Source organism: [Mycobacterium] fortunisiensis, from assembly GCF_019050325.1.
Taxonomy (GTDB): domain Bacteria; phylum Actinomycetota; class Actinomycetes; order Mycobacteriales; family Mycobacteriaceae; genus Mycobacterium; species Mycobacterium fortunisiensis.
This window is the reverse complement of the sequence record NZ_VOMB01000016.1, coordinates 366,077-388,569: the sequence shown is the minus strand read 5'-3', so window position 1 is coordinate 388,569 and position 22,493 is coordinate 366,077. Positions and strand designations below refer to the sequence as shown.

Sequence of the window (22,493 nt, the reverse complement as noted above, 5' to 3'; positions counted from 1 at the left end):
TTCTCGGCACAGCCACCGCGGACTGCAGCATGCACCGGATCGGCGCAAAGTCTAGCAGTATCGCGGCGAGCCGCGAATTCAGCCGACTCAGTGCGAACTCAGAATCGTGCGGGCCTTGTCGGCATCCCGCTTCATCTCGGCGACCAGTTGTTCCACCCGGTCGAACTTTTCCATTCCCCGGATGCGGGCCACGAAATCGACCGCGACGTGCTGGCCGTACAGATCGGCCTCGGTGTCCAGGACGAATGCCTCGACGGTGCGGGTACGCCCGGAGAAGGTGGGGTTGGTTCCCACCGAGACCGCGGCCTGATACCGCTCACCGGGGGTGACGGTGCCGACCACCGGACCGTGGCCCAGCACCGTGAACCAGGCGGCGTACACCCCGTCGGCGGGGATGGCCGAGTACATCGGGGGCGCCACGTTGGCGGTCGGGAAGCCCAGCACCCGGCCACGACCGTCGCCGCGCACCACCACGCCCTCGACGCGGTGCGGACGGCCCAGGGCTTCGGCGGCGGCCACCACGTCCCCGGCGTCGACACAGGATCGGATGTAGGTCGACGAGAAGGTGACCCGCTCGTCACGGTGTTCGGGATCGAGGGTTTCGGTCACCAGCGACATGCTCTCGACAGCGAACCCGAACCGCTCTCCGGCCGCGCGCAGCATCGCCACGTTGCCCGCGGCCTTCTTGCCGAACGTGAAGTTCTCCCCCACCACGACCTCGACCGCGTGCAGGTCCTCCACGAGCAGCTCGTGGATGTAGCGCTCCGGGGTGAGCTTCATGAAATCGGAGGTGAACGGCATGACGAGGAAGACGTCGACGCCGAGTTCCTCGACCAGTTCGGCGCGCCGGGTCAGGGTCGTCAGTTGAGCCGGGTGACTACCCGGAAACACCACTTCCATCGGATGGGGGTCGAAGGTCATGAGGACCACCGGCACTCCCCGTGATCGGCCCGCTTTCACCGCATGGCTGATCAACTCTGCGTGTCCGCGGTGTACCCCGTCGAACACCCCGATGGTGACCACACACCTGCCCCAGTCCGTGGGGATCTCGTCCTGCCCACGCCAGCGCTGCACGCGATCAGCCTACGACCCGACGGCGACGCGGTCTGCTCTAGATCCCCCGATCAGGTGACGATTGCCTAAACTTTCCTACTGTGAGTCCCGACGGTAACCACCAAGACCTGTCCACGGTTGCCCAGGACTATCTGAAAGTCATCTGGACGGCCCAGGAGTGGTCTCGCGAGAAGGTCAGCACCAAACTGCTGGCCGAACGCATCGGCGTGTCGGCCTCGACGGCGTCGGAATCCATTCGCAAACTCGCCGACCAGGGCCTGGTCGACCATGAGAAGTATGGCGCGGTGACGTTGACCGACGCGGGCCGGCGCGCCGCGCTGGCGATGGTCCGCCGGCACCGGTTGATGGAAACCTTCCTGGTGCAGGAACTGGGCTACAGCTGGGACGAGGTGCACGACGAGGCCGAGATCCTCGAGCATGCGGTGTCCGACCGGATGCTCGACCGCATCGATGCCAAGTTGGGCCACCCCACCCGCGATCCGCACGGCGATCCGATCCCGGCCGCCGACGGTCAGGTGCCCACCCCGCCGGCCCGGCAGCTGTCCGCCTGCCAGGACGGCGACGCGGGCACGGTGGCCCGTATCTCCGATGCCGATCCGGAAATGCTGCGCTACTTCGACAGCGTCGGCATCAGCCTCGATTCGCGGGTGCGGGTGTTGGCTCGGCGCGATTTCGCCGGGGTGATCTCGGTGGCGGTCCAGGCCCCCCACCCGGCCGCCGGCGGCGACGACGACACCAGCGTGCAGGTCGAGCTGGGCAGTCCGGCCGCCGAGGCGATCTGGGTCGTCGCGAGCTGAATCATCGCGATTTTTACCCGTGCGTGCTGACGGCGTCGACGCCAAGATGTCGTCTTCGTGACTGTTTCTCTGCACTGGTTCCTGCCCACCTACGGCGACAGCCGGCTGATCGTCGGCGGTGGTCACGGCACGCCCGCCGGCGCGGCCGGTGGTGATCGTGAGGCCTCGATCGACTATCTGGCGTCGATCGTCCGCTCGGCCGAGCGGTTCGGTTTCACCGGCGCGCTGATCCCGACCGGGGCCTGGTGCGAGGACGCGTTCGTCACCGCGGCCCTGCTGGCACGCGAGACCACCTCGCTGGCGTTTCTGGTGGCGTTCCGTCCAGGTCTGGTGAGCCCGACCCTGTCGGCGCAGATGGCGGCGACGTTCGCTCGGCACGCGCCGGGACGGATCCTGCTCAATGTCGTCGTCGGCGGTGAAGCACACGAGCAGCGGGCCTTCGGCGATCACCTGGACAAAGACGCGCGGTATGCGCGTTGCGACGAATTCCTCGACGTGGTGCGGCGGCTGTGGGCCGGTGAGACGGTGACCCACAAGGGCGAGTACATCGACGTAGAGGAGGCGTCGCTGGCGTTGCCGCCCACCCCGGTGCCGCCGCTGTACTTCGGAGGCAGCTCGCAGGCGGCCGGCCCGGTGGCGGCCCGGCATTCCGATGTCTATCTGACCTGGGGTGAGCCGCCGGCCGCGGTGGCCGAGAAGATCGAATGGATCCGGGCGCTCGGCGAGGAGCAGGGACGCAAGCTGCGCTTCGGGATCCGGTTGCACACCATTTCGCGGGACACCGCCGAGGAGGCCTGGGCCCAGGCCGACCGCCTGATCGGCGCACTGGACGAGGAGACGGTCGCGGCGGCGCAGGCCGGGCTGGCCCGCAGCCAGTCCGAGGGCCAGAAGCGCATGCTGGCGCTGCACGAGGCCAACCGCCGCAGCGGCACCTGGAGTGACGCCCGCAGCCTGGAGATCGCCCCGAACCTGTGGTCGGGCGTCGGATTGGTGCGCGGCGGGGCGGGCACCGCGCTGGTGGGCAGCCACACCGAGGTGGCCGACCGGATCGCCGAGTACGCCGAGATCGGCATCGACGAGTTCATCTTCTCCGGCTATCCGCACCTGGAGGAGTTGTTCTGGTTCGGCGAGGGCGTGGTGCCCATCCTTCGTCAGCGCGGCCTGTTCGGCGGGGGCGGCGAGGTCGCTGCGCCGGCCTCGATCCCATTCGTCGGCGCGCCGCGATGACCGATCTGGCCGGCGCCACCCGCACTCCCATTGCTTCGGCCCGGGCAGCGCTGTCCGTGGCCGCTGAGCTGTCGAACGCGTTCGCCGAGGATGCCGGGGCCCGTGACGCCCACCGGATCCTGCCGCACGAGCAGGTTGCGGCACTCAAGGAATCCGGGCTGCTGGCGTTGACGGTGCCGGCCGAGTACGGCGGGCTCGACGTGCCCGTGGTGGTGCTCGCCGAGGTGATGCGACTGCTGGCCCACGGCGATCCCTCGATCGGGCAGATCCCGCACTCGCATTTCACCTTCCTGGAGGCCCTGCGCCTGCAGGGCACCCCCGCCCAGCAGGCGTACTTCTACGGCCTGGTGCTGGACGGGGCACTGCTGGCCAACGCGCAGTCCGAACGCGGACCGCATCCGATCGACGTCGACACCACCACACTCACCGTCGCTGCCGGCGGCTATGTCCTTCAGGGACGCAAGTACTACTCGACGGGGGCGTTGTTCGCCGACTGGCTGATCGTTCGAGCCTCGCGCGCCGACGGTTCGGGACCGGTGCCGACGGCCGCCACCGCCAAGGCCATCGCGTTCGTTCCACGGGATGCGCCGGGGGTCCAGATCGTCGACGACTGGGACGGCATGGGTCAGCGGACCACGGCGTCGGGCAGCGTCACGCTCACCGCCGTCGAGGTGCCCGGCGAACACGTCCTGGAGTTCAGCCCGATCTTCACCCGGCCCACGGTGTACGGCGCCCGGGCCCAGTTGCTGCACGCGGCGCTCGACGTGGGCATCGCGACCGCCGCACTGGAAGAGGCGGTACGTCAGGCCGCCAAGGCCCGGCCCCATTTCGAGGCATCGGTCTCCAGTGCGGTCGAGGATCCGACCCTCGTGCAGGCCGCCGGTGAGCTGACCGTAACGGTGCGGGGTGCGCAGGCGTTGCTGGCCGAGGCAGCCCGCCAGATCGATACCGCCCGGGCCGATCTGACGCAGGACAGTGCCGCCGCCGCCTCGATCGCGGTGGCCATCGCCAAGGTCGCCGCCGCCCGGGCTGCGGTGGAGGCCGGCAGCACACTGTTCGAATTCGGCGGGACCCGCAGTGCCTCGGCCTCGGGAAATCTCTCGCGCTACTGGCGCGATGCGCGGACACACACCCTGCACGACGCCACCCGGTGGAAGGTCCGCCACATCGGCAACTACACCCTGGCGGGAACGAAACCACCCCGCCACGGCCAACTTTGAGGCGTCCCACGTACTGGGCGAGCAGACGCGAAAGTACCCTTTTTCAGGGCTTTTCGGGTATTTTCACGTCTGCTCGCACGGATTACTCACAGTGTGGCCGGGCGCAACACGACCACGTTCTTGGTGCGTGACGCGCCGTCCTGCAGCAGCGCGATGACGCGACCGTCCGGGGCGGTGGCCGCGTAGACCCCGTCGATTCCGGCCGGCGCCAGCGCTCGGCCGTGCCGGGTGTCCTCCGTTTCGGCCTCGGTCAGGTCACGGCGCGGAAAGCCCACCAGGCAGGCCACGTCGAGCGAATAGCTCAGCCTGGCTTCCTCAGCGAGGTCCTCCAGGGTGCGGGCCTCGTCCAGCCCATACCTTCCAACCCTGGTGCGCCGCAACGCCGTCAGGTGCCCACCGACGCCCAGTGCCACCCCCACGTCGCGGGCCAGGGCGCGGATGTAGGTGCCCGAGGAGCAGTCCACCTCGACATCGACATCCACGAAACCGTCCACCCGTCGCACCGCGACGATGTCGAACCGCTCGACGCGCACGGGCCGGGCGGCCAACTCGACGGTCCGCCCTTCGCGGGCCAGCTTGTAGGCCCGCTGGCCGCCGACCTTGATCGCGCTCACCGCCGAGGGCACCTGTTCGATGTCGCCGCGCAGCACCGCCACCGCGGAGCCGATCTGCTCGTCGGTCAGATGTGCGGCCGAAACATCCTGCACCACTTCACCTTCTGCATCATCGGTGGTGGTGGACCGGCCCAGCCGGATGGTGGCCGAATAGGACTTGTCGGTGGCAGTGAGCAGACCGAGAATCTTGGTGGCGCGTTCGATGCCTACCACCAGCACCCCGGTGGCCATCGGGTCCAGTGTCCCGGCATGGCCGACCTTGCGGGTGCCGAACAATCGCCGGCACCGGCCCACCACATCGTGACTGGTCATGCCGGCCGGCTTGTCAACGATCACCAAGCCCGGCTTCGGACCGCTCACAGCACGATCGCCGTCAGCGTCACACCGTCGCGCACCGACCACCGGCCCTCAAGCACACTCAGCGGCGGTCCGTGCTCGGCGGCCGGGTCGATGAGGATCTGCGACCGGAACGTCCCGACCGTGCCGGAACCGTGCACCGCGAATGTGATGTGCGCATCCTCGAACCCCAGCCAGCGATGGGTCAGCGGATACCAGGCTTTGTAGGTCGCTTCCTTGGCGCAGAACAAGATTCGGTCCCAGTGCAGGCCGTCGGGAAGGCCGGCGAGCTCGGAACGCTCCAGCGGCAACGAGATTGCCCCGAGCACTCCGTCGGGCAGCACGTCGTGCGGTTCGGCGTCGATACCGACCGAGCGGACCCCGTCGGTACGGCCCACCACCGCGCCGCGGAAACCCTGGGTGTGGGTCAGGCTGCCGACGATGCCGTCGGGCCACGTGGGCTCACCCTTGTCCCCCTTGAGGATTGGGACCGGACCCACCCCCAGTGCACTCAGCGCCTGGCGCGCGCAGTAGCGCACCGTGGTGAACTCGTTGCGACGTTTGGCCACCGCGCGGGCCACCAACTCCTGCTCCTCAGGCAGCGGCGTCAACCCCGGCGGGTCGTCGTACACCTCCGCCCAGGCGAGCGTGTCCGGCATTTCGGGCAGCACCTGCCCGAGCAACGTGGCGCTCATGCGCGCCGGGCCTTGATCCGCTCCTGCATCTGCTGGGCGTTGACCCGCATCTCGGCGGTGATCTCGAAATGCCCGCCGAACTCGTTGAGATAACCGGGCGCGTAGTTGGGGTCGGGCAGGATCTGACGCAACCAGCGGTACGGCTTGCGGCGACGCCACTCCCGTGGGTAACCGACCGACACCTCTTCGAAGCGCACGTCGTCGTACCACGTGGTGCGCGGGATGTGCAGGTGGCCGTACACCGAGCAGGTGGCGTTGAAGCGGGTGTGCCAATCCTTCGTGGCCGTCGTGCCGCACCACAAGGAGAACTCGGGGTAGAACATCGCATCGCAGGGTTCGCGGACCAACGGGAAGTGGTTGACCAGAATCGTCGGCGTCATCCAGTCCAGGTCCTCAAGCCGCTTGCGGGTGGCCGCCACCCGGTCGCGGCACCAGGCGTCGCGGGTCGCGTAGGGCTCGCAGGACAAGAGGAACTCGTCGGTGCCGACGACGTTGCGGTCCCGGGCGATGGCCAGCCCCTCGGCCTTGGTCGACGCGCCTTCGGGCAGGAACGTGTAGTCGTACAGCAGGAACATCGGCACGATCGTGGCCGGGCCGCCCTGCTCGGTCCACACCGGGAACGGATGCTCGGGGGTGATGACGCCCATCTGGTCGCACATGTCGACCAGGTAGTCGTAGCGGGACCGGCCGAAGATCTGCATCGGGTCCTTGTTGGTGGTCCACAGCTCGTGGTTGCCGGGAACCCAGATGACTTTCGCGAACCGCTTGCGCAGTAGGTCCAGGGCCCAGCGGATCTCGTCGGTGCGCTCCCCGACGTCGCCGGCGACGATCAGCCAATCGTCGGGCGAGGCCGGGTACAACGACTCGGTGACCGGCTTGTTTCCGGTATGACCGGTATGCAGGTCGCTGACCGCCCAGAGAATCGGCTGTCGGTCTCTTGACTCGTGATCCTTCATCACAGTTGCACCACCACAACGGACCAGCCTAACCGGCGCCGCCGCAGCGGGTCGTTGACAACTAGAACAGGTTCTCGTTTATGGTCGAGTCCGTTGTGACCGACCGCTACACTCCCCGCAGGCCGGGGATCGAAGTGCCACCAAACTGCGAGGGGGTGTGATGGCTGCCAAGTTGCGCCTACTGTCGGCATCGACGGGACTGGTTGCGGCGCTGGTCGCAGCGCTGATCGTGGTGTGGCAGTCAGGCCCGTCCGACAGTGCGGCCGGCGGTCCGGCGCACGTGGACGTCACCGATCTCCCGATGACCAATGTGTCCACCACCATCAAATGGCCGGTCATCGAGACCACCGACCCGTCGCCGTTCGATCCGTGCCGCGACATCCCGCTCGACGTGATCCAGCGGATCGGCCTGGCGTTCACCCCACCGGAGCCGGAGGACAGCCTGCGCTGCAAATATGACGCGGGCAATTACCAGGTGGCGGTCGAGGCATTCGTCTGGCGCACCTACGACGAGACGATCCCGGCCGACGCACTCGAGCTCGACATCGACGGGCACCGCGCGGCCCAGTACTGGGTCATGAAGCCCACCGACTGGAACGACCGGTGGTGGACCACCTGCATGGTGGCGTTCGAGACCAGCTACGGCGTCATCCAGCAGTCGATGTTCTACTCGCCGATTCACTCCCCGGATCGCCCGGACTGCCTGCAGATCAATCTGCAACGCGCCCACGAGTTGGCCCCCTACTACAAATTCTGATCCGTAACCTGGTGCGGTGACCGTGACCACCACCGCCGCGCCGGCCATCGGCCGATCCGTCAGCCGGCTCCTGGGCCTGCCCCCACACACCACCGCGTTCACCGTTCACCGTCGCCTGCGGGTGCCGATGCGCGACGGCGTCGAGCTGCTGGCCGACCACTACGCGCCACACACCGACACACCGGCGGGCACGCTGCTCGTCCGGGTGCCCTACGGTCGCCGGTTCCCGTTCTCGACATTGTTCGGGCAGGTGTACGCCGCGCGCGGCTACCACGTGGTGCTGCAGAGCGTGCGTGGCACGTTCGGCTCGGGCGGGCAGTTCACGCCGATGGTCCACGAGAAGGCCGACGGTGCCGACACTGTGCTGTGGCTGCGTGAGCAGCCGTGGTTCACCGGCAGTTTCGCCACCATCGGGTTGTCCTACCTGGGATTCACCCAGTGGGCGCTGCTATGTGATCCCCCGCCGGAACTCAAGGCCGCGGTGATCACGGTGGGGCCACACGATTTCCGGGCCTCGTCGTGGGGCACCGGGTCGTTCACCCTCAACGATTTCCTCGGCTGGAGCAACATGATGGCCCACCAGGAAGATCCCGGGCTGCCACGCGCGATCCTGCGGGAACTGCGGTCGCCGCGTGAGATCGCGAAAGCCACCGCCGGACTGCCCCTGGACCGGGCCGGGCGGTCGCTGCTGGGTACCGGTGCACCGTGGTATGAAACGTGGCTGCAGCATCCCGACGCCGCCGACCCGTTCTGGGACCCGATGCGCTGCACCGAGGCACTGGAGCGGGTGCAGGTCCCGGTGCTGTTGTTCGGGGGTTGGCAGGACCTGTTCCTGGAACAGACCCTCGAGCAGTACCAGCAGCTGAACCGCCGTGGTGCCCCGGTGGCGCTGACGGTCGGATCGTGGACGCACACCCAGTTGATGACCAAAGGCGCGCCGACCGTGCTGCGCGAAACGCTGCAGTGGCTCGAAACCCACCTGGCCGGCACACCCGCCGCCGATCGGGCCCGGGTCCGGATTCAGGTGAACAAGCACGGTTGGGTCGAGCAGCCGGACTGGCCACCGGCGATGCCGGACCACGAGGTGTTCCTGCACCCGACGGGCCGGCTGAGCGACACCGCGCCGGCCGACAGCGCGCCGGCGTCGTGGTTCACCTATGACCCGGCCCACCCCACACCGACCATCGGCGGGCGGCTGCTGTCCCGCGACAGCGGCTACCGGGACGACTCCGCGCTGGCCGCCCGTCGCGACGTGCTGACGTTCACCGGTGACCCACTCGCGGCCGACCTCTACGTGGTCGGCAACCCGGTGGTCGAACTCGCGCACAGTTGTGACAATCCGCACCACGACCTCTTCGTCCGGATCAGCGAGGTGGACGCAAAAGGGCGATCCCGCAATGTGTCTGACGCGTTCCGCCGGTTGAACGGGCACACCGGCCCGGTGCGCCTCGAGTTGGATGCCGTGGCCCACCGATTCCCGGCGGGGTCCCGGATCCGAGTGCTGATCGCCGGTGGTTCACATCCACGGTTCGCCCGCAATCTGGGCACCGACGAGCCGGCGGCCTCCGGTACCCAGCTGGTCCCGGCCACCCACACCGTGCACCACGGTCGGGGCGGGGTGTCCCGGGTACTGCTGCCGGCCGACCCACTGCCGCCGACGTAGGCCCTCGCGAGCCGTCAGCCCACGGACCGGCGCACCCGCTCGGCGATGTCGTGCAACGTCGCCTCGTCGTGCACCGGTGCGCCCGCGTCCGCCGGTACCGGCAGGTCGACCCAGCTCTTGCAGCCGGCGAATTCCGGCGTGCGGGCCAACCGAACCGGCGAGCGCAGCGGGCGTGCCTGCACGACCAGGACGCACAGCCGGTGTTTTGGGCGGAAATCGAGCCGGTCGGCCTGCACCGACTCAGCGGTCCAGATATGCAGATCGGCCAGCTCCCCGATCGCCTCCGGCCGGTTGACCTCAACGGCGGCAACAACTTTCGCGGCGGTCCGAATGATCACCGCGTCCTCGGCACTGTCCTGCGCAGCGATATCGAGCAGGTCGGCGTGTTGCGGACGCACTCGTTGGGCGTGACTGTGCGCGACCGTGGGGAACAACAGGAACGGCGCAGGCCCCTGCGCCGGCTCGACAGAAAACCGCTTCTCGTGGATGCCGCCCTTGCGCAGCAACACCGTCTGGCGGCCCTCGAGCAGGGCGTGTATGGCCGCGCTCCACTCCTTGAGCGCAGGTGAATTCACCTGGCGGCCATCCTCGCCCGCACCTCGGGCCGACGCAGTGGCGGCACGGTCTTGGGCGGCTGGCGGCGTGGCGCCAGGCCCTCGAGCAGCCGGGTGGTGGTGGCGGTGACCTCGGCGACAGCGGCCTCGAACGCCTCGACGTTGGCCCCGGCCGGGCGGGTGATACCACTGACCTTGCGCACGTACTGGCGGGCGGCGGCCTCGATCTCCTCGTCGGTGGCGGCGGGCTGCAGTCCCCGTAGCTCGGTGATGTTGCGGCACATGAGACCCACGATAGGCGCGTGCGGCCCGCCGGTTACGGTGAGCGCATGACCGATCCTGTATTGCTGGTGGACACCACGGACCGAGTCCGGACCCTGACGCTGAACCGGCCCCAGTCCCGCAATGCACTCTCGGCGCAGCTGCGCAGCGAATTCTACGGAGCGCTGCGCACCGCGCAGGCCGATGACGACGTCGACGTCGTCATCGTCACCGGCGCCGATCCGGTGTTCTGCGCCGGCCTGGACCTCAAAGAACTGGGCGACACCACCGACTTGCCCGACATCTCCCCCAAATGGCCGGCCATGACCAAGCCGGTGATCGGCGCCATCAACGGTGCCGCGGTCACCGGGGGCCTGGAACTGGCGCTGTACTGCGACATCCTGATCGCCTCCGCGCAGGCCCGCTTCGCCGACACGCACGCCCGGGTGGGTCTGCTGCCGACCTGGGGGCTGAGCGTGCGACTGCCGCAGAAGGTGGGCGTGGGGCTGGCCCGCCGGATGAGCCTGACCGGCGATTACCTTTCGGCCGACGACGCCCTGCGGGCCGGGCTCGTCACCGAAGTGGTGCCGCACGCCGAGCTGCTGCCCACCGCCCGCCGGGTGGCGACCGCCATCGCCGGCAACAACCAGGCCGCCGTGCGCGCCCTGCTGGCCTCCTACCACCGCATCGACGAAGCGCAGACCAACGCCGGGCTGTGGATCGAAGCGGCGTCGGCCCGGGAATGGATGGCGACCGCGACCGGCGACGACATCGCCGCCAATCGGGCCGCGGTGATGGACCGGGGCCGCTCGCAGGTGCGCTGACGCCCCCCGGGTTCTGGTTTGTCACGCTAGCGTGGCGGTCGAGCTCGAGCGCCACGCTAGCGTGACAAACCAGGTCCTGCCGCGGCAAACATGCGCGCTCGCGGTGCAGATCAGCCAGTGCCCGCGACCAGCCAGCGACCCGAGCAGGTCCGCCAGCCGACGAAGATCAGCCGCAGCACCATGAACGTGCTCAGCCCCGACCAGATCCCGAACAGCCCCCAGCCGTAGATCAGGGACAACCAGATCAGCGGCAAGAATCCGATCAACGCGCTGGCCAGGGTGGCGTTGCGCATGAACTTGGCGTCGCCGGCACCCAGCAGCACCCCGTCGAACGCGAAAACGATGCCGGCCACCGGCAATTGGGCCACCAGGAACCACCACGGCACCCCGATGGCCGCCAACACCGATTCGTCGTCGGTGAACACCGGCGGCAGCACCGAGGAACCCACCGCGAACACCACGGCCAGCACCACACCGGCCAGCGTCGAGAACAACGTCACCCGCCACGCCACGGTCTTGGCATGCCCGAGTTGGCCGGCCCCCAGCGCCGCGCCCACCAGTGACTGCGCGGCGATGGCCAGCGAATCCAGCACGAGCGCAAGGAAACTCCACACCTGCAGGACGACCTGATGTGCGGCCACCGCGGCCGCGCCAAAGCGCGCCGCCACCGCCCCGGCGGACAGGAAGCAGGCCTGAAACGCCAATGACCGCGCCAGCAGATCGCGCCCCATGGTCAGCTGGGCGCGCAGCACCGCCGGCTGGATCCCCAGTGCCACCTTCTCGTTCAGCAGGGCGCGCAAGAACAGCAACGCCGCCACCCATTGACCCACCAGATTCGCCACCGCCGACCCGGCCAGCTCCATGCGCGGCATCCCCAGCCAGCCATAGACGAGCAACGGACACAGCAACGCCGACACCGCGAAACCGAACACTACGTACCGCAGCGGCCGGACCGTGTCCTGTACCCCGCGCATCCAGCCGTTGCCGGCCAACGAGACCAGGATCGCCGGCGCCGCGAGGATGGCGATGCGAAGCCATGGCAGCGCGGCGTCGGCGATGTCGGGCTGTCCGGCGATCACCGACAGCAGCGGGGCGGCGCCCGCCTGCACCACCGCGATGATCAACAACCCCAGGCCGAACGCCAGCCAGGTGGCCTGCACCCCTTCGCGGACCGCCGCGGGCCGGTCACCGGCCCCGAACAACCGGGCCGAGCGCGCCGTGGTGCCGTAGGACAGGAAGGTGCCCTGGGAATTGACGAGCCCCAGGATCAGCCCGCCGATGGCCAGTCCGGCCAGGCTGAGCGCCCCGAGACGCCCGACGACCGCGATGTCGAACAGCAGATAGATGGGTTCGGCGGCGAGCACTCCCAGGGCCGGGAAGGCCAGGCCGGCGATCCGACGGGTGGTGGCCGGTACAACCGGGATGTCGCCTTCCGGCTCAACCATGGGATCCACCCAGGATGCCCCTGACCGAGTCAGGCAAGCGCCTGCGCGAGCGCCTGGACCACGTCGGCGGTCGGGCCGGCGGCCGAGTAGCCGGCGGCGTGCGGGTGGCCGCCACCCCCGAAAGAACTCGCGACCGTGGCGAGGTTGAGGGACTTCGCCCGCATCGACACCGACCAGTGTTGCGGCTCGATCTCCTTGAACACCGCGGCGACCTCGGCCTGTTGGGTGGTGCGCACGATGTCGACGATGCTCTCCACTTCCTCCGGTCGGGCGCTGGACCATTCGTCATGCGGCACAACGGCATACACCAGCCCGCGGCCGCCCACCGCTTCGGGCAGCAGCCTGGCCGAGGCCAGCACCCGCGACAGCATCGGCAGCCAGGCGAACGGATGGGTGTCGAGCAACGCCCGGCTGATCGAGGCGTTGTCCACCCCGAGCTCGACCAGTCGGGCGGCCAGGCGGTGCGCCCGGGCCGTGGCCCAGCGGAACGAGCCGGTGTCGGTGGTCAGCCCGGCATACAGGCAGTGCGCCACCCGCTTGTCGATCGGTTTGTCCCAGGCGTCGAGGAGCTCGGCCACCAACATCGTGGTGGAATCTGCCGTCGGGTCGACGTAGTTGGCGGTACCGAACAGCTGGTTGGACGCGTGGTGGTCGATGACCAGTACCTCACGCCCCTCCTTGGCCAGCTCAGCCAGTGCACCGAGCCGGTTGACGCCCGGAATATCCACCGTCACAACGAGATCCGCGTCATCACGGATGGCGTTCGGCGCGACGAGCAGGTGCCCGCCGGGCAGTGTCTGCAGCGATTCGGGCAACTCGGCGGGAGCGGCGAAGGCTACCTGGACCTGCTTGCCCGCATCGTCGAGCACCTGGGCCAGCGCCAGGCCGGCACCGATGGTGTCGGCGTCGGGATAGACGTGACACACCACGCTGATGCTCGCCGCGTCCGAGAGAAGATCGGCGGCCTGCCGCGCGTCGACGCGCAGACCGGACGGCCGCCCGTCGGCTGCCCCGGAATGAGCAGTATCAGTCATCCGTTCGATCGCGGTCACCGGCATCCCCTGTGTCTGCCCCGTCGCCAAACCCGTCCGTGTCCTCCGCCCCGCTCACACGGTACGGGTCTTCGTCGCCGGCGTGCTTGGCGCCCTGCCGAACTCTCGCCACTTCCTCGTCGGCAGCCCGCGCCCGGGCCAGCAGCTCTTCCAACCGGTGCGCCGCGTCGGGCACGGTGTCGCGGACGAACGCCAGGGTCGGGGTGAATCGCACCCCGGTCCCGGCGCCCACCTTGGTCCGCAATACGCCCTTGGCCTTCTCCAGCGCCGCCGCCGCACCGGCATAGTCCGGCTCGACTTCGAGTGATGACCCCATCACCGTGTAGTACAGCGTGGCGTCGTGCAGATCGCCCGACACCTTCGCGTCGGTGATGGTGACCCCCGCCAGGCGGGGATCCTTGATCTCGTACTCGATCGCCGAGGCGACGATGGTGGAGATCCGTTTGGCGAGCCGCTTGGCCCGTGCCGGATCAGCCATACCTTAGGTCCGTACCTTCTCGACCAGCTCGTACGTCTCGATGACGTCGCCTTCCTTGATGTCGGAGTAGGTCAGCGTGAGACCGCACTCGTAGCCCTCGCGCACCTCGGTGGCGTCGTCCTTCTCGCGCTTGAGCGAGGACACCGTGAGGTTCTGCGCGACGACGGTGTTGTCCCGCAGCAGCCGGGCCTTGGCGTTGCGACGCATGATGCCCGAGGTGACCAGGCAGCCGGCGATGTTGCCGACCTTGGACGACCGGAAGATCGCCCGGATCTCGGCGCGGCCGAGCTCCTTCTCCTCGTACACCGGCTTGAGCATGCCCTTGAGCGCGGCCTCGATCTCGTCGATGGCCTGGTAGATCACCGAGTAGTACCGGATCTCGACACCCTCGCGGTTGGCCAGCTCGGTCGCCTTGCCCTCGGCACGGACGTTGAACCCGATGATGATCGCGTCCGACGCCGAGGCCAGGTTGACGTTGGTCTCGGTGACGCCACCGACACCGCGGTCGATGACCCGCAGCTCCACTTCGTCGTCGATCTGGATGCCCATCAGGGCTTCCTCGAGGGCTTCGACCGTACCGGCGTTGTCGCCCTTGAGGATCAGGTTCAGCTGGCTGGTTTCCTTCAGCGCCGAATCCAGGTCTTCCAGGCTGATCCGCTTGCGGCTGCGCGCGGCCAGGGCGTTGCGCTTGCGCGCGCTGCGCCGGTCGGCGATCTGACGGGCGATGCGGTCCTCGTCGACAACCAGGAAGTTGTCACCGGCACCGGGCACCGACGTGAAGCCGATGACCTGGACCGGACGCGAGGGCAGCGCCTCGACGACATCGTCGCCGTGCTCGTCGACCATGCGGCGGACGCGGCCATAGGCATCGCCGGCCACCACCGAGTCGCCGACCCGCAGCGTTCCGCGCTGGATGAGCACCGTGGCCACCGGACCGCGACCGCGGTCCAGGTGCGCCTCGATGGCCACACCCTGGGCCTCCATGTCGGGGTTGGCCCGCAGGTCCAGGGCCGCGTCGGCGGTCAGCACGACCGCCTCCAGCAGCGCCTCGATGTTGGTGCCCTGCTTGGCCGAGATGTCGACGAACATGGTGTCGCCGCCATAGTCCTCGGCCACCAGGTTGTATTCGGTGAGCTGCGCCCGGATCTTGGCCGGGTCGGCACCTTCCTTGTCGATCTTGTTGACCGCGACCACGATCGGCACGTCAGCGGCCTGCGCGTGGTTGATGGCCTCCACCGTCTGCGGCATGACGCCGTCGTCGGCGGCGACCACCAGGATCGCGATGTCGGTGGCCTTCGCACCGCGGGCACGCATGGCGGTGAACGCCTCGTGACCGGGGGTGTCGATGAAGGTGATCGGCCGGACGGTGCCGTCCAGATCGACCTCCACCTGGTAGGCGCCGATGTGCTGGGTGATGCCGCCGGCCTCGCCCTCGCGGACGCTGGCGTTGCGGATGGTGTCCAGCAGTCGGGTCTTGCCGTGGTCGACGTGACCCATGACCGTGACGACCGGCGGGCGGAACTCGAGGTCGTCCTCGCCGCCCTCGTCCTCGCCGTAGGTGAGGTCGAAGGACTGCAGCAGCTCACGGTCCTCGTCCTCGGGCGAGACGACCTGAACCTTGTAGTTCATCTCGCCGCCGAGCAGCTCCAGGATGTCGTCGCCGACCGACTGGGTCGCGGTGACCATCTCACCGAGGTTGAACAGCGCCTGCACCAGCGAGGCCGGGTTGGCGTTGATCTTGTCGGCGAAGTCGCTCAGCGAGGCACCGCGGGCCAGCCGGATGGTCTCGCCGTTGCCGTGCGGCAACCGCACCCCGCCGACGACCGGGGCCTGCATGTTCTCGTATTCGGCGCGTTTCGCCCGCTTCGACTTGCGGCCACGCTTGGGGGCACCGCCGGGACGACCGAACGCACCGGCCGCGCCACCGCGCTGTCCCGGACGACCGCCGCCACCGGGGCGACCCCGGAAGCCTCCAGCGGCCGCGCCTCCACCGGCACCGCCACCGCCACCGGCACCGCCGCCGCGGTAGTTGCCACCACCGCCGCCGCCGGGACGACCGCCCTGACCGGCGCCGGGACGGGGTCCACCGCCCGGACGCGGACCGGGGCGCGGTCCGCCACGGCCGGGCGCGCCGGCACCGGCCGGACGCGGCGGCATGTTGCCGGGCGACGGACGGGGGCCGCCGCCGGGGCGCGGCGCACCGGGCCGGGGCTGCGGACGGGGAATGGGCCGCTCAACCGGCTGCTGCGTGGAGAACGGGTTGTTGCCGACCCGCGGGGCACGCGGCGCCGGCTTCGGGGCACCCGACGCCGGGCCCGGACGCGGACCGGGGGTCGGCCGGGGGCCAGGGGTGGCTCCCGGTGCCGGCGCTGCCTTCTCCGGAGCGCTGGGGGTGGCCGCAGCGGCCGGGGCACTCGGCTCGGCCGGGGGCTGCGGAGCACCGGGCTTGGGGGCTGCCGGACGTGCCGGGGCTTCAGCAGCCGGAGCCGGGGCTTCAGCCGCCGGGGCAGCCGGCTTTGCCGGGGCTGGCTTGGCCGCCGTCGCGGGGCTGGGGGCGCCGGGCTTGGGCGCAGCCGCACCGTTGCCCTGCGGACGGGGTTTGTCTTCGGGCTTCTTGGCACCCGACTTTGCGCCGAACGATTCCCGCAGTCGGCGCGCAACCGGCGCCTCCACGGTGGAGGACGCCGACTTGACGAACTCCCCTTGCTCCTTGAGCTTTGCTAGGAGCTCCTTACTTGTGACACCGAGTTCCTTTGCCAACTCGTGTACACGGGCCTTACCTGCCACTACATCTCCTCATCTGGAGGCAACAGCGGTGGTAGGCGCCGCGCCTCGGGTTTAGCTATGACGCATGGTCATCGGGACTTCACGGTGTGCTCATGTTCTTCGCTACCTGTTCTGTTGCCGTGGCGGCGCGATCTTCGAATGCTTCGAAGGCCTCGACCACCGCGGAGGTGTCCGGTGAACCGGCGATCCGCAGCGCTCGGCCGAAGGCCCGCCGCCGGAGCGACGCGTGTAGACACTGCGGATCGGGGTGCAACCAGGCACCCCGCCCCGGCAGATGTCGAGCAGTGTCAACGGTCAGGACGCATTCGCCGATTCCATTGACCACCGCAACCACACGAAGCAGTTCGACGGCCAGCTCTCGTCTGCGACATCCGATGCAGGTCCGCACCGGTCCGGCGCCCGGAGGGCCGGCAGTCGTAGTCTCACGCTGGATCACGGCATAGTTTACGACACTTTTCGAGTGCGGCCGACCGCGGCGGCAGTCCGGGTGTCGCGCAGCCGGCGAGAACCGGGCGGATATCGGAGTGGCCGGTCCGGCGGATGGCCGATGCTGCAGCGGGCTCGCGCAGGTGGAGCAAAGCGGCCCGGCACAGCGCCCCACTGTTTTTGAGCGGGCCGCGAACTCACTTCCGCTTGAAGCCGAGCCAGCTGCGCTTGCCCCGGGCCGGGGCCTCCGCGGCGTGGCCTCCACACCACTGCGTGGCCGGCACCGTGCGCTTGACGGCGTCGATGTGCATTCCACAGCCGGACCAGGTTGTCTTCCCGCACACCCGGCATGTCACCGCTCGACACATGTTGACTCCTTCTGATCAGCGCGGCACCCGTGTTCGTCCCGTTGCAGGGCTGGCGCATCGCCACGTTGATACATACCCTACCGGGTATAGTATATTTCGCGGCAGTCAGGTGTCTCCACAGAGCTGAAAACGGAATTCGAGACACTGGGCAGGCCGCCGATCGGCACCACGCGGGCGACGTACGAAATCACCGGCGCCCAGGGCGCTTCCGGCCACGTGAGCTATCTGGACGACAACGCGGCCGCCCACGAAGCCCGGTTTTCGGGTCTGCCGTGGTCGGTGCGCGTCACCACCACCGATCCTGGGATCCTGGTGGGTCTGGTTGTCGCCGTCGTCAGGTCACCGGCCGGGTAGCGGCCTCCGCCGGTTCGGCGTTGTCGCTGCGGATGTCGATGCGCCACCCGGTCAACCGGGCGGCCAGCCGGGCGTTCTGCCCCTCCTTGCCGATCGCCAGCGACAGTTGGAAGTCGGGAACGATCACCCGCGCCGCCCGCGCGGCCTCGTCGATCACCGACACCGACACCACCTTGGCCGGTGAGAGCGCGTTGGCGACAAACCGGGCCGGGTCCTCGTCGTAGTCGATGATGTCGATTTTCTCACCGGACAGTTCGCTCATCACGTTGCGGACGCGCTGGCCCATCGGGCCGATGCACGCCCCCTTGGCGTTGAGGCCCGGGACCCGCGAGGCCACCGCGATCTTGGAGCGGTGGCCGGCCTCCCGTGCCACCGCCACGATCTCCACCGACCCGTCGGCGATCTCGGGTACTTCCAGCGAGAACAGCTTGCGGACCAGGTTGGGGTGGGTGCGCGACAGCGTGATCAACGGCTCCCGGGCCCCCCGGGTGACGCCGACGACGTAGCAGCGCAGCCGGTCGCCGTGCTCGTACCGCTCCCCCGGCACCTGCTCGGCGCTGGGAATGACGCCTTCGGAGCCCTTCGCCTCACTACCGATCCGCACCACGATCAGGCCGCGGGCGTTGGCCCGGGCGTCGCGCTGGATCACCCCGGCGACGATGTCGCCCTCGTGGGCCGAGAACTCGCCGTAGGTCTTCTCGTTCTCCGCATCCCGTAACCGCTGCAGGATCACCTGCCGGGCCGTGGTCGCCGCGATGCGGCCGAAACCTTCAGGTGTGTCATCCCATTCGTGCAGGACGTTGCCGTCGGCGTCGGTCTGGCGGGCGATCACCTTGACCACACCGGTCTTGCGATCGATGTCGATGTACGCGTCGGGCTCGTGGCCCTCGGTATGCCGATAGGCGGTGAGCAGTGCCGATTTGATGGTCTCGATGACCACGTCGACGGTGATGCCTTTGTCAGCCTCGATGGCGTGCAGCGCTGCCATGTCGATGTTCATTCGCCGGCCCCCTTCCCGGTTTGTCCCGACAGCTCCAATTCGCGTCGGTTCGGAGGTGAAAACTCCACTTGGACAACAGCTTTGGCGATGTCTGCCAGGGCAACCTCACGGATGGCCAGATCCCGGCCGGCGGGCACCACGACCTTCACCACGGCGTCGTCGACCTCCCCCAGCCGGCCGGTGAACACCGAACCGTCGGTCATCGTCAACTCGGCTTTTCGCCCACGGGCACGGCGAAAATGCTTGGCCTGGGTCAGCGGCCGGTGGATACCCGGCGAGGTGACTTCGAGCACATACGGCGTTTCGCCCGCGATCCGCTGATCGAGCAGGTCCGAAGCTGTCCGCGACAGCGCAGCCAACGAGTCGAGATCCAGGCCTTCGTCACCGTCGGCGATCACGGTGATGCGGTGGGGGCGGGTCGACGTGTCGACCACGACGTCATCGATTTCGTAACCGGCGCGCGCAAACTCGCCGTCAAGTAGCTCGATCAGCTGCGTCTGCGACGGCAAATCCGCAGACCGCAACGATGGATCCGGTGCCACGGCGAGCTCCTCATCTTGAATTGTCTCCGGCACGAGTACCAGGGCCGCCACCTCGGCGGGCCCCGGAATCGCCTATCCACGATACGCCAGGCCCTGGGCAGCAACCGCCAATCCAAGTTTGGTGCGTGGCGAATGTCTGCACGCGCCGGCGCCGGTCGACCGGTCGGCACCGCGTTGGTCGGGGTGTGGGCAATGGCAGGATGTTCACGTGCCGAGCGCCCATGCAGACATCAGCCGGCGGCGCGTACTGCTCTCGGCCGCGGCCCTGGCCCTGCTGAGCACGACCGCCGCCGCGTGCGGTACGTCGACCCCGCAGCCCGAAGTCGACGGCCTGACCGCCCAGTTGGACCGAGCCCGCGCCGACGCCGCGCTGGCCACCGCCGCCGCAGCCGCCCAGCCCGGCCGGGCCCCGGCAAACCGTGCGTTGAACGCGGTGGCGGCTGACCGCAACGCCCACGCCGAGGCCCTGGTCAACGAGCTGACCCGGATGGGCGCGGCCCCTCTGAGCACCGCGACGTCCACCTCCACCGCCACGCCGACACCGGACTCCGGCACGCATCCCGGCTCCCCCGGGGTCGATGACGTGGTCGGTGCCCTGAAGGAATCCGCCGAGCGCGCCGGCCGGCTGGCCGCCACGTTGTCGGGCTATCGCGCCGGCCTGCTCGGCTCCATCGCGGCGTCTTGCACGGCCGCCTACACCGTCGCGTTGGGAGGCGCACAGTGACCTCACCAGGTCCCCGGTCGACCACCGCACCGACCCGTCCGAACACGGCCGGTGATGCTGCGCTGTTCGACGCCGTGGCCGTCGAACACGGTGCCATCTACGGCTACGGGCTGGTGTCGGCGCATTCCACGCCCGAGGACAACGCCCTGGTGGCCACCGCGATGGCCGAACACCGGGCCCGCCGCGAAGCCGCCATCGCGATGCTCGAGGCGCGCTCTGTCACCCCGCCGCTGCCGGCGGCCGGCTATCAACTGCCTGCGCCGCTGAACGATCCGACCGACGCCGCCAACCTGGCGATCCGGATGGAGGAGGACGCCTCGGTGGCCTGGCGGGCAGTGCTCGAACAGGCCTCCAGCGACAAGGACCGCAGCTTCGCGGTGACGGCGCTGACTCAGACCGCCGTCACCGCCGCCACCTGGCGCGCGGGCCTCAACGTCGCACCGGTGACGGTGCCGTTCCCCGGCGGGGGCGAGTAGCAAGGTCAGGCGCTCGATAACCGGTTCGGACGCTCGCCGCTTTCCACGTCAGGGCCGTCATCCGCGACCCGGAGCAGCCCTGACGTAGAAGTCGGCAGCGATCAGCCGGCGGTGAGAGCGGCCGAGATCTCGGTCGCCGCAGCGTCCACGGCGATCTCCCGGTTCTCGCCGGTGAACCGGTTCCGCAGCTCCACCACGCCGTCGGAGAACCCGCGCCCGACCACGACGATCCACGGCATGCCCAGCAGCTCGGCGTCCTTGAACTTCACCCCGGGCGAGGCCTTGCGATCGTCGAACAGCACCTCATGGCCCTGCCGGTCCAGGGCAGCGACGAGCTCGGTCGCCCCGGTGCGTGCCGCCTCGTCCTTGTTGGCCACCACCACGTGCACGTCGAAGGGTGCGACGGCGGCCGGCCAGCGCAGCCCGAGCTCGTCGTGCTGCTGTTCAGCGATCACCGCGACCAGGCGTGACACCCCGATGCCGTAGGAACCCATCGTCAGCCGTACCGGCTTGCCGTCCTCACCGAGCACATCGGCGGTGAAGGCGTCGGCGTACTTGCGGCCCAGCTGGAAGATGTGGCCGATCTCGATGCCACGCGCCGAGACGAGCGGGCCGGCGCCGTCGGGTGAAGCGTCCCCGTCGCGCACCTCGGCCGCCTCGATGGTGCCATCGGGGGTGAAATCGCGGCCGGCGACCAGGCCCACCACATGCTTGTTGGGCGCATCCGCACCGGTGATCCAGCTCGTACCGGTCACCACCCGCGGGTCGACCAGATAGCGAACCCCGTTGTCCTGCAACGCCTTGGGCCCCACATAACCCTTGACCAGGAACGGATTCCTGGCGAAGTCGGCATCGTCGAGCAGGGCGAACTCGGCCGGCTCCAACGCTGCGCCGAGCCGCTTCTCGTCGACCTCGCGGTCACCGGGTACACCCACGCCGAGCAGTTCCCACTCGCCGCCGGGCTGACGAACCTTGAGCAACACGTTCTTGAGGGTGTCCGCCGCGGTGATCTCACGGCCCAGCCCGGCCGAGTTGGCCCACTCCACCAGGGTCGCGATGGTCGGGGTGTCGGGAGTGTCGTACACCTGCGCCGCGGGCTGCGCTTCGATGGGCAGTTCTTCGGGCGCGCGGGTGACGACCGCTTCGACATTGGCCGCGTAGCCCGACTCCAGGCAGCGCACGAAGGTGTCCTCGCCGACCTCGCTTTCGGCCAAAAACTCCTCGGACGCGCTGCCACCCATCGCCCCCGACACCGCCGACACGATCACGTAGCGCACCCCGAGCCGGTCGAAGATCTTCTGGTAGGCGTCGCGGTGGGCGTGGTAGGCGGTCTTGAGGCCGTCGTCGTCGACGTCGAAGGAGTAGGAATCCTTCATCACGAACTCGCGCCCGCGCAGGATGCCCGCCCGCGGCCGGGCCTCGTCGCGGTATTTGGTCTGGACCTGGTACAGGATCACCGGGAAATCTTTGTAGGAGGAGTACTCCCCTTTGACCGTGAGCGTGAAGATCTCCTCGTGTGTGGGCCCGAGCAGGTAGTCGTTGTTCCGCCGGTCCTTCAGCCGGAACAGGGTCTCGCCGTATTCGTCCCAGCGGTTGGTGGTTTCGTACGGCGCGCGCGGCAGCAGCGCGGGCAGCAGGATCTCCTGACCGCCGATCGCGTTCATCTCGTCCCGCACGACCTGTTCGATACGGCGCAGCACCCGCAGCCCCAACGGCAGCCAGCTGTAGATGCCGGGGCCGACGGGACGGACATAGCCGGCCCGGATCAGCAGCTTGTGGCTGGGCACTTCGGCATCGGCGGGGTCGTCGCGCAGGGTTCGCAGGAACAGCTCGGACATACGGGTGATCACAGCGGGTCAGCCT

At 69.0% G+C, this 22,493-nt stretch carries 24 protein-coding genes; 9 read left to right on the top strand and 15 right to left on the bottom strand.

Annotated elements, in window-relative coordinates; genetic code table 11:
* Positions 1-87: 87 nt before the first annotated feature.
* Positions 88-1,074 (bottom strand): bifunctional riboflavin kinase/FAD synthetase, encoded by a 987-nt coding sequence (locus tag FR943_RS12135; RefSeq protein ID WP_217157303.1) that lies wholly within the window; start codon positions 1,072-1,074, stop codon positions 88-90.
* Positions 1,075-1,154: 80 nt separating this feature from the next.
* On the opposite strand from FR943_RS12135, the gene mntR reads away from it, so the two are divergent.
* From mntR to FR943_RS12120, 3 genes are read left to right on the top strand one after another with little or no spacing between them, the layout of a single operon-like run.
* Positions 1,155-1,871, top strand: coding sequence for a manganese-binding transcriptional regulator MntR (gene mntR / locus FR943_RS12130; RefSeq protein WP_217157301.1), 717 nt, complete (start codon positions 1,155-1,157; stop codon positions 1,869-1,871).
* A 57-nt stretch (positions 1,872-1,928) separates the two neighbouring features.
* Positions 1,929-3,098: an LLM class flavin-dependent oxidoreductase gene (locus FR943_RS12125; RefSeq protein ID WP_217157300.1), complete on the top strand. Its 1,170-nt coding sequence runs from the start codon at positions 1,929-1,931 to the stop codon at positions 3,096-3,098.
* Positions 3,095-4,318, top strand: a complete 1,224-nt coding sequence (locus FR943_RS12120; protein WP_217157298.1) for an SfnB family sulfur acquisition oxidoreductase — start codon at positions 3,095-3,097, stop codon at positions 4,316-4,318. The genes FR943_RS12125 and FR943_RS12120 overlap by 4 nt, the downstream gene beginning before the upstream one ends.
* An 86-nt stretch (positions 4,319-4,404) precedes the next feature.
* On the opposite strand, the gene truB is transcribed toward FR943_RS12120, so the two are convergent.
* From truB to pptH, 3 genes are read right to left on the bottom strand one after another with little or no spacing between them, the layout of a single operon-like run.
* Positions 4,405-5,292: a tRNA pseudouridine(55) synthase TruB gene (truB, locus tag FR943_RS12115; protein ID WP_217157296.1), complete on the bottom strand. Its 888-nt coding sequence runs from the start codon at positions 5,290-5,292 to the stop codon at positions 4,405-4,407.
* The gene (gene pptT, locus FR943_RS12110) at positions 5,289-5,963 is read right to left on the bottom strand and encodes a 4'-phosphopantetheinyl transferase PptT (RefSeq protein ID WP_217157294.1); all 675 of its coding nucleotides are present in this window, start codon (positions 5,961-5,963) and stop codon (positions 5,289-5,291) included. Before pptT ends, truB begins: the two co-directional genes overlap by 4 nt.
* Positions 5,960-6,919, bottom strand: a complete 960-nt coding sequence (gene pptH, locus FR943_RS12105) for an ACP phosphodiesterase PptH (protein WP_217157291.1) — start codon at positions 6,917-6,919, stop codon at positions 5,960-5,962. Before pptH ends, pptT begins: the two co-directional genes overlap by 4 nt.
* 160 nt (positions 6,920-7,079) lie before the next feature.
* On the opposite strand from pptH, the gene FR943_RS12100 reads away from it, so the two are divergent.
* On the top strand, positions 7,080-7,676 hold the full coding sequence (locus FR943_RS12100; RefSeq protein WP_217157290.1) for a DUF3558 domain-containing protein: 597 nt from the start codon (positions 7,080-7,082) through the stop codon (positions 7,674-7,676).
* 16 nt (positions 7,677-7,692) lie between these two features.
* The gene (locus tag FR943_RS12095) at positions 7,693-9,339 is read left to right on the top strand and encodes a CocE/NonD family hydrolase (protein WP_308170530.1); all 1,647 of its coding nucleotides are present in this window, start codon (positions 7,693-7,695) and stop codon (positions 9,337-9,339) included.
* Between the two features lie 14 nt (positions 9,340-9,353).
* Here FR943_RS12095 and FR943_RS12090 read toward each other — a convergent pair whose 3' ends face one another.
* Together FR943_RS12090 and FR943_RS12085 are read right to left on the bottom strand one after the other, a co-directional pair.
* Positions 9,354-9,914: a DUF1802 family protein gene (locus tag FR943_RS12090; RefSeq protein ID WP_217157288.1), complete on the bottom strand. Its 561-nt coding sequence runs from the start codon at positions 9,912-9,914 to the stop codon at positions 9,354-9,356.
* Positions 9,911-10,177, bottom strand: coding sequence for a DUF2277 domain-containing protein (locus FR943_RS12085; protein WP_217157286.1), 267 nt, complete (start codon positions 10,175-10,177; stop codon positions 9,911-9,913). The genes FR943_RS12090 and FR943_RS12085 overlap by 4 nt, the downstream gene beginning before the upstream one ends.
* Positions 10,178-10,222: 45 nt before the next feature.
* Here FR943_RS12085 and FR943_RS12080 point away from each other — a divergent pair, with 45 nt between their 5' ends.
* A complete protein-coding gene (locus tag FR943_RS12080) occupies positions 10,223-10,978 on the top strand; it encodes an enoyl-CoA hydratase (protein ID WP_217157284.1) in 756 nt (251 codons plus the stop codon).
* 110 nt (positions 10,979-11,088) lie between these two features.
* Here the strand turns inward: FR943_RS12080 and FR943_RS12075 are convergent, their stop codons facing one another.
* The 6 genes from FR943_RS12075 to FR943_RS26920 form a co-directional block, all read right to left on the bottom strand.
* Positions 11,089-12,423, bottom strand: a complete 1,335-nt coding sequence (locus FR943_RS12075; RefSeq protein WP_217157282.1) for an MATE family efflux transporter — start codon at positions 12,421-12,423, stop codon at positions 11,089-11,091.
* A 29-nt stretch (positions 12,424-12,452) separates the two neighbouring features.
* The gene (locus FR943_RS12070; RefSeq protein WP_217157280.1) at positions 12,453-13,457 is read right to left on the bottom strand and encodes a DHH family phosphoesterase; all 1,005 of its coding nucleotides are present in this window, start codon (positions 13,455-13,457) and stop codon (positions 12,453-12,455) included.
* Positions 13,450-13,953 (bottom strand): 30S ribosome-binding factor RbfA, encoded by a 504-nt coding sequence (rbfA, locus tag FR943_RS12065; RefSeq protein ID WP_217157277.1) that lies wholly within the window; start codon positions 13,951-13,953, stop codon positions 13,450-13,452. The genes FR943_RS12070 and rbfA overlap by 8 nt, the downstream gene beginning before the upstream one ends.
* 3 nt (positions 13,954-13,956) lie before the next feature.
* Complete coding sequence (gene infB / locus FR943_RS12060; protein ID WP_217157275.1) at positions 13,957-16,740, bottom strand: translation initiation factor IF-2; 2,784 nt, start codon at positions 16,738-16,740, stop codon at positions 13,957-13,959.
* Positions 16,741-16,819: 79 nt separating this feature from the next.
* Positions 16,820-17,065, bottom strand: coding sequence for a YlxR family protein (locus tag FR943_RS12055; protein WP_372448136.1), 246 nt, complete (start codon positions 17,063-17,065; stop codon positions 16,820-16,822).
* Positions 17,066-17,363: 298 nt separating this feature from the next.
* Positions 17,364-17,534, bottom strand: coding sequence for a DUF8730 family Cys-rich protein (locus FR943_RS26920; RefSeq protein ID WP_504970600.1), 171 nt, complete (start codon positions 17,532-17,534; stop codon positions 17,364-17,366).
* 93 nt (positions 17,535-17,627) lie between these two features.
* Here FR943_RS26920 and FR943_RS26655 point away from each other — a divergent pair, with 93 nt between their 5' ends.
* Positions 17,628-17,888 carry an MmpS family transport accessory protein gene (locus FR943_RS26655; protein ID WP_217158184.1) on the top strand — a complete coding sequence of 87 codons (261 nt, stop codon included), beginning with the start codon at positions 17,628-17,630 and terminating at the stop codon, positions 17,886-17,888.
* Here FR943_RS26655 and nusA read toward each other — a convergent pair.
* Positions 17,869-18,888 (bottom strand): transcription termination factor NusA, encoded by a 1,020-nt coding sequence (gene nusA / locus FR943_RS12045; RefSeq protein ID WP_217157270.1) that lies wholly within the window; start codon positions 18,886-18,888, stop codon positions 17,869-17,871. The two genes, FR943_RS26655 and nusA, sit on opposite strands and share 20 nt — an antisense overlap.
* Positions 18,885-19,430, bottom strand: a complete 546-nt coding sequence (rimP, locus tag FR943_RS12040) for a ribosome maturation factor RimP (protein WP_217157269.1) — start codon at positions 19,428-19,430, stop codon at positions 18,885-18,887. The genes nusA and rimP overlap by 4 nt, the downstream gene beginning before the upstream one ends.
* 208 nt (positions 19,431-19,638) lie before the next feature.
* On the opposite strand from rimP, the gene FR943_RS12035 reads away from it, so the two are divergent.
* Positions 19,639-20,154, top strand: a complete 516-nt coding sequence (locus tag FR943_RS12035) for a hypothetical protein (protein WP_217157267.1) — start codon at positions 19,639-19,641, stop codon at positions 20,152-20,154.
* The gene (locus FR943_RS12030) at positions 20,151-20,630 is read left to right on the top strand and encodes a ferritin-like domain-containing protein (protein WP_217157265.1); all 480 of its coding nucleotides are present in this window, start codon (positions 20,151-20,153) and stop codon (positions 20,628-20,630) included. Before FR943_RS12035 ends, FR943_RS12030 begins: the two co-directional genes overlap by 4 nt.
* A 101-nt stretch (positions 20,631-20,731) precedes the next feature.
* On the opposite strand, the gene FR943_RS12025 is transcribed toward FR943_RS12030, so the two are convergent.
* The gene (locus tag FR943_RS12025; RefSeq protein WP_217157258.1) at positions 20,732-22,480 is read right to left on the bottom strand and encodes a proline--tRNA ligase; all 1,749 of its coding nucleotides are present in this window, start codon (positions 22,478-22,480) and stop codon (positions 20,732-20,734) included.
* Positions 22,481-22,493: the final 13 nt, after the last annotated feature.

What these genes read in the sequence shown, in the direction of transcription:
- FR943_RS12120 (WP_217157298.1), top strand. Translation starts at nt 3,095, where the DNA reads ATGACCGATCTGGCCGGCGCCACCCGCACTCCCATTGCTTCGGCCCGG.
- pptT (WP_217157294.1), bottom strand. Translation starts at nt 5,963, where the DNA reads ATGAGCGCCACGTTGCTCGGGCAGGTGCTGCCCGAAATGCCGGACACG.
- pptH (WP_217157291.1), bottom strand. Translation starts at nt 6,919, where the DNA reads ATGAAGGATCACGAGTCAAGAGACCGACAGCCGATTCTCTGGGCGGTC.
- FR943_RS12100 (WP_217157290.1), top strand. Translation starts at nt 7,080, where the DNA reads ATGGCTGCCAAGTTGCGCCTACTGTCGGCATCGACGGGACTGGTTGCG.
- FR943_RS12085 (WP_217157286.1), bottom strand. Translation starts at nt 10,177, where the DNA reads ATGTGCCGCAACATCACCGAGCTACGGGGACTGCAGCCCGCCGCCACC.
- FR943_RS12080 (WP_217157284.1), top strand. Translation starts at nt 10,223, where the DNA reads ATGACCGATCCTGTATTGCTGGTGGACACCACGGACCGAGTCCGGACC.
- FR943_RS12075 (WP_217157282.1), bottom strand. Translation starts at nt 12,423, where the DNA reads ATGGTTGAGCCGGAAGGCGACATCCCGGTTGTACCGGCCACCACCCGT.
- FR943_RS12070 (WP_217157280.1), bottom strand. Translation starts at nt 13,457, where the DNA reads ATGACTGATACTGCTCATTCCGGGGCAGCCGACGGGCGGCCGTCCGGT.
- rbfA (WP_217157277.1), bottom strand. Translation starts at nt 13,953, where the DNA reads ATGGCTGATCCGGCACGGGCCAAGCGGCTCGCCAAACGGATCTCCACC.
- FR943_RS26920 (WP_504970600.1), bottom strand. Translation starts at nt 17,534, where the DNA reads ATGTGTCGAGCGGTGACATGCCGGGTGTGCGGGAAGACAACCTGGTCC.
- nusA (WP_217157270.1), bottom strand. Translation starts at nt 18,888, where the DNA reads ATGAACATCGACATGGCAGCGCTGCACGCCATCGAGGCTGACAAAGGC.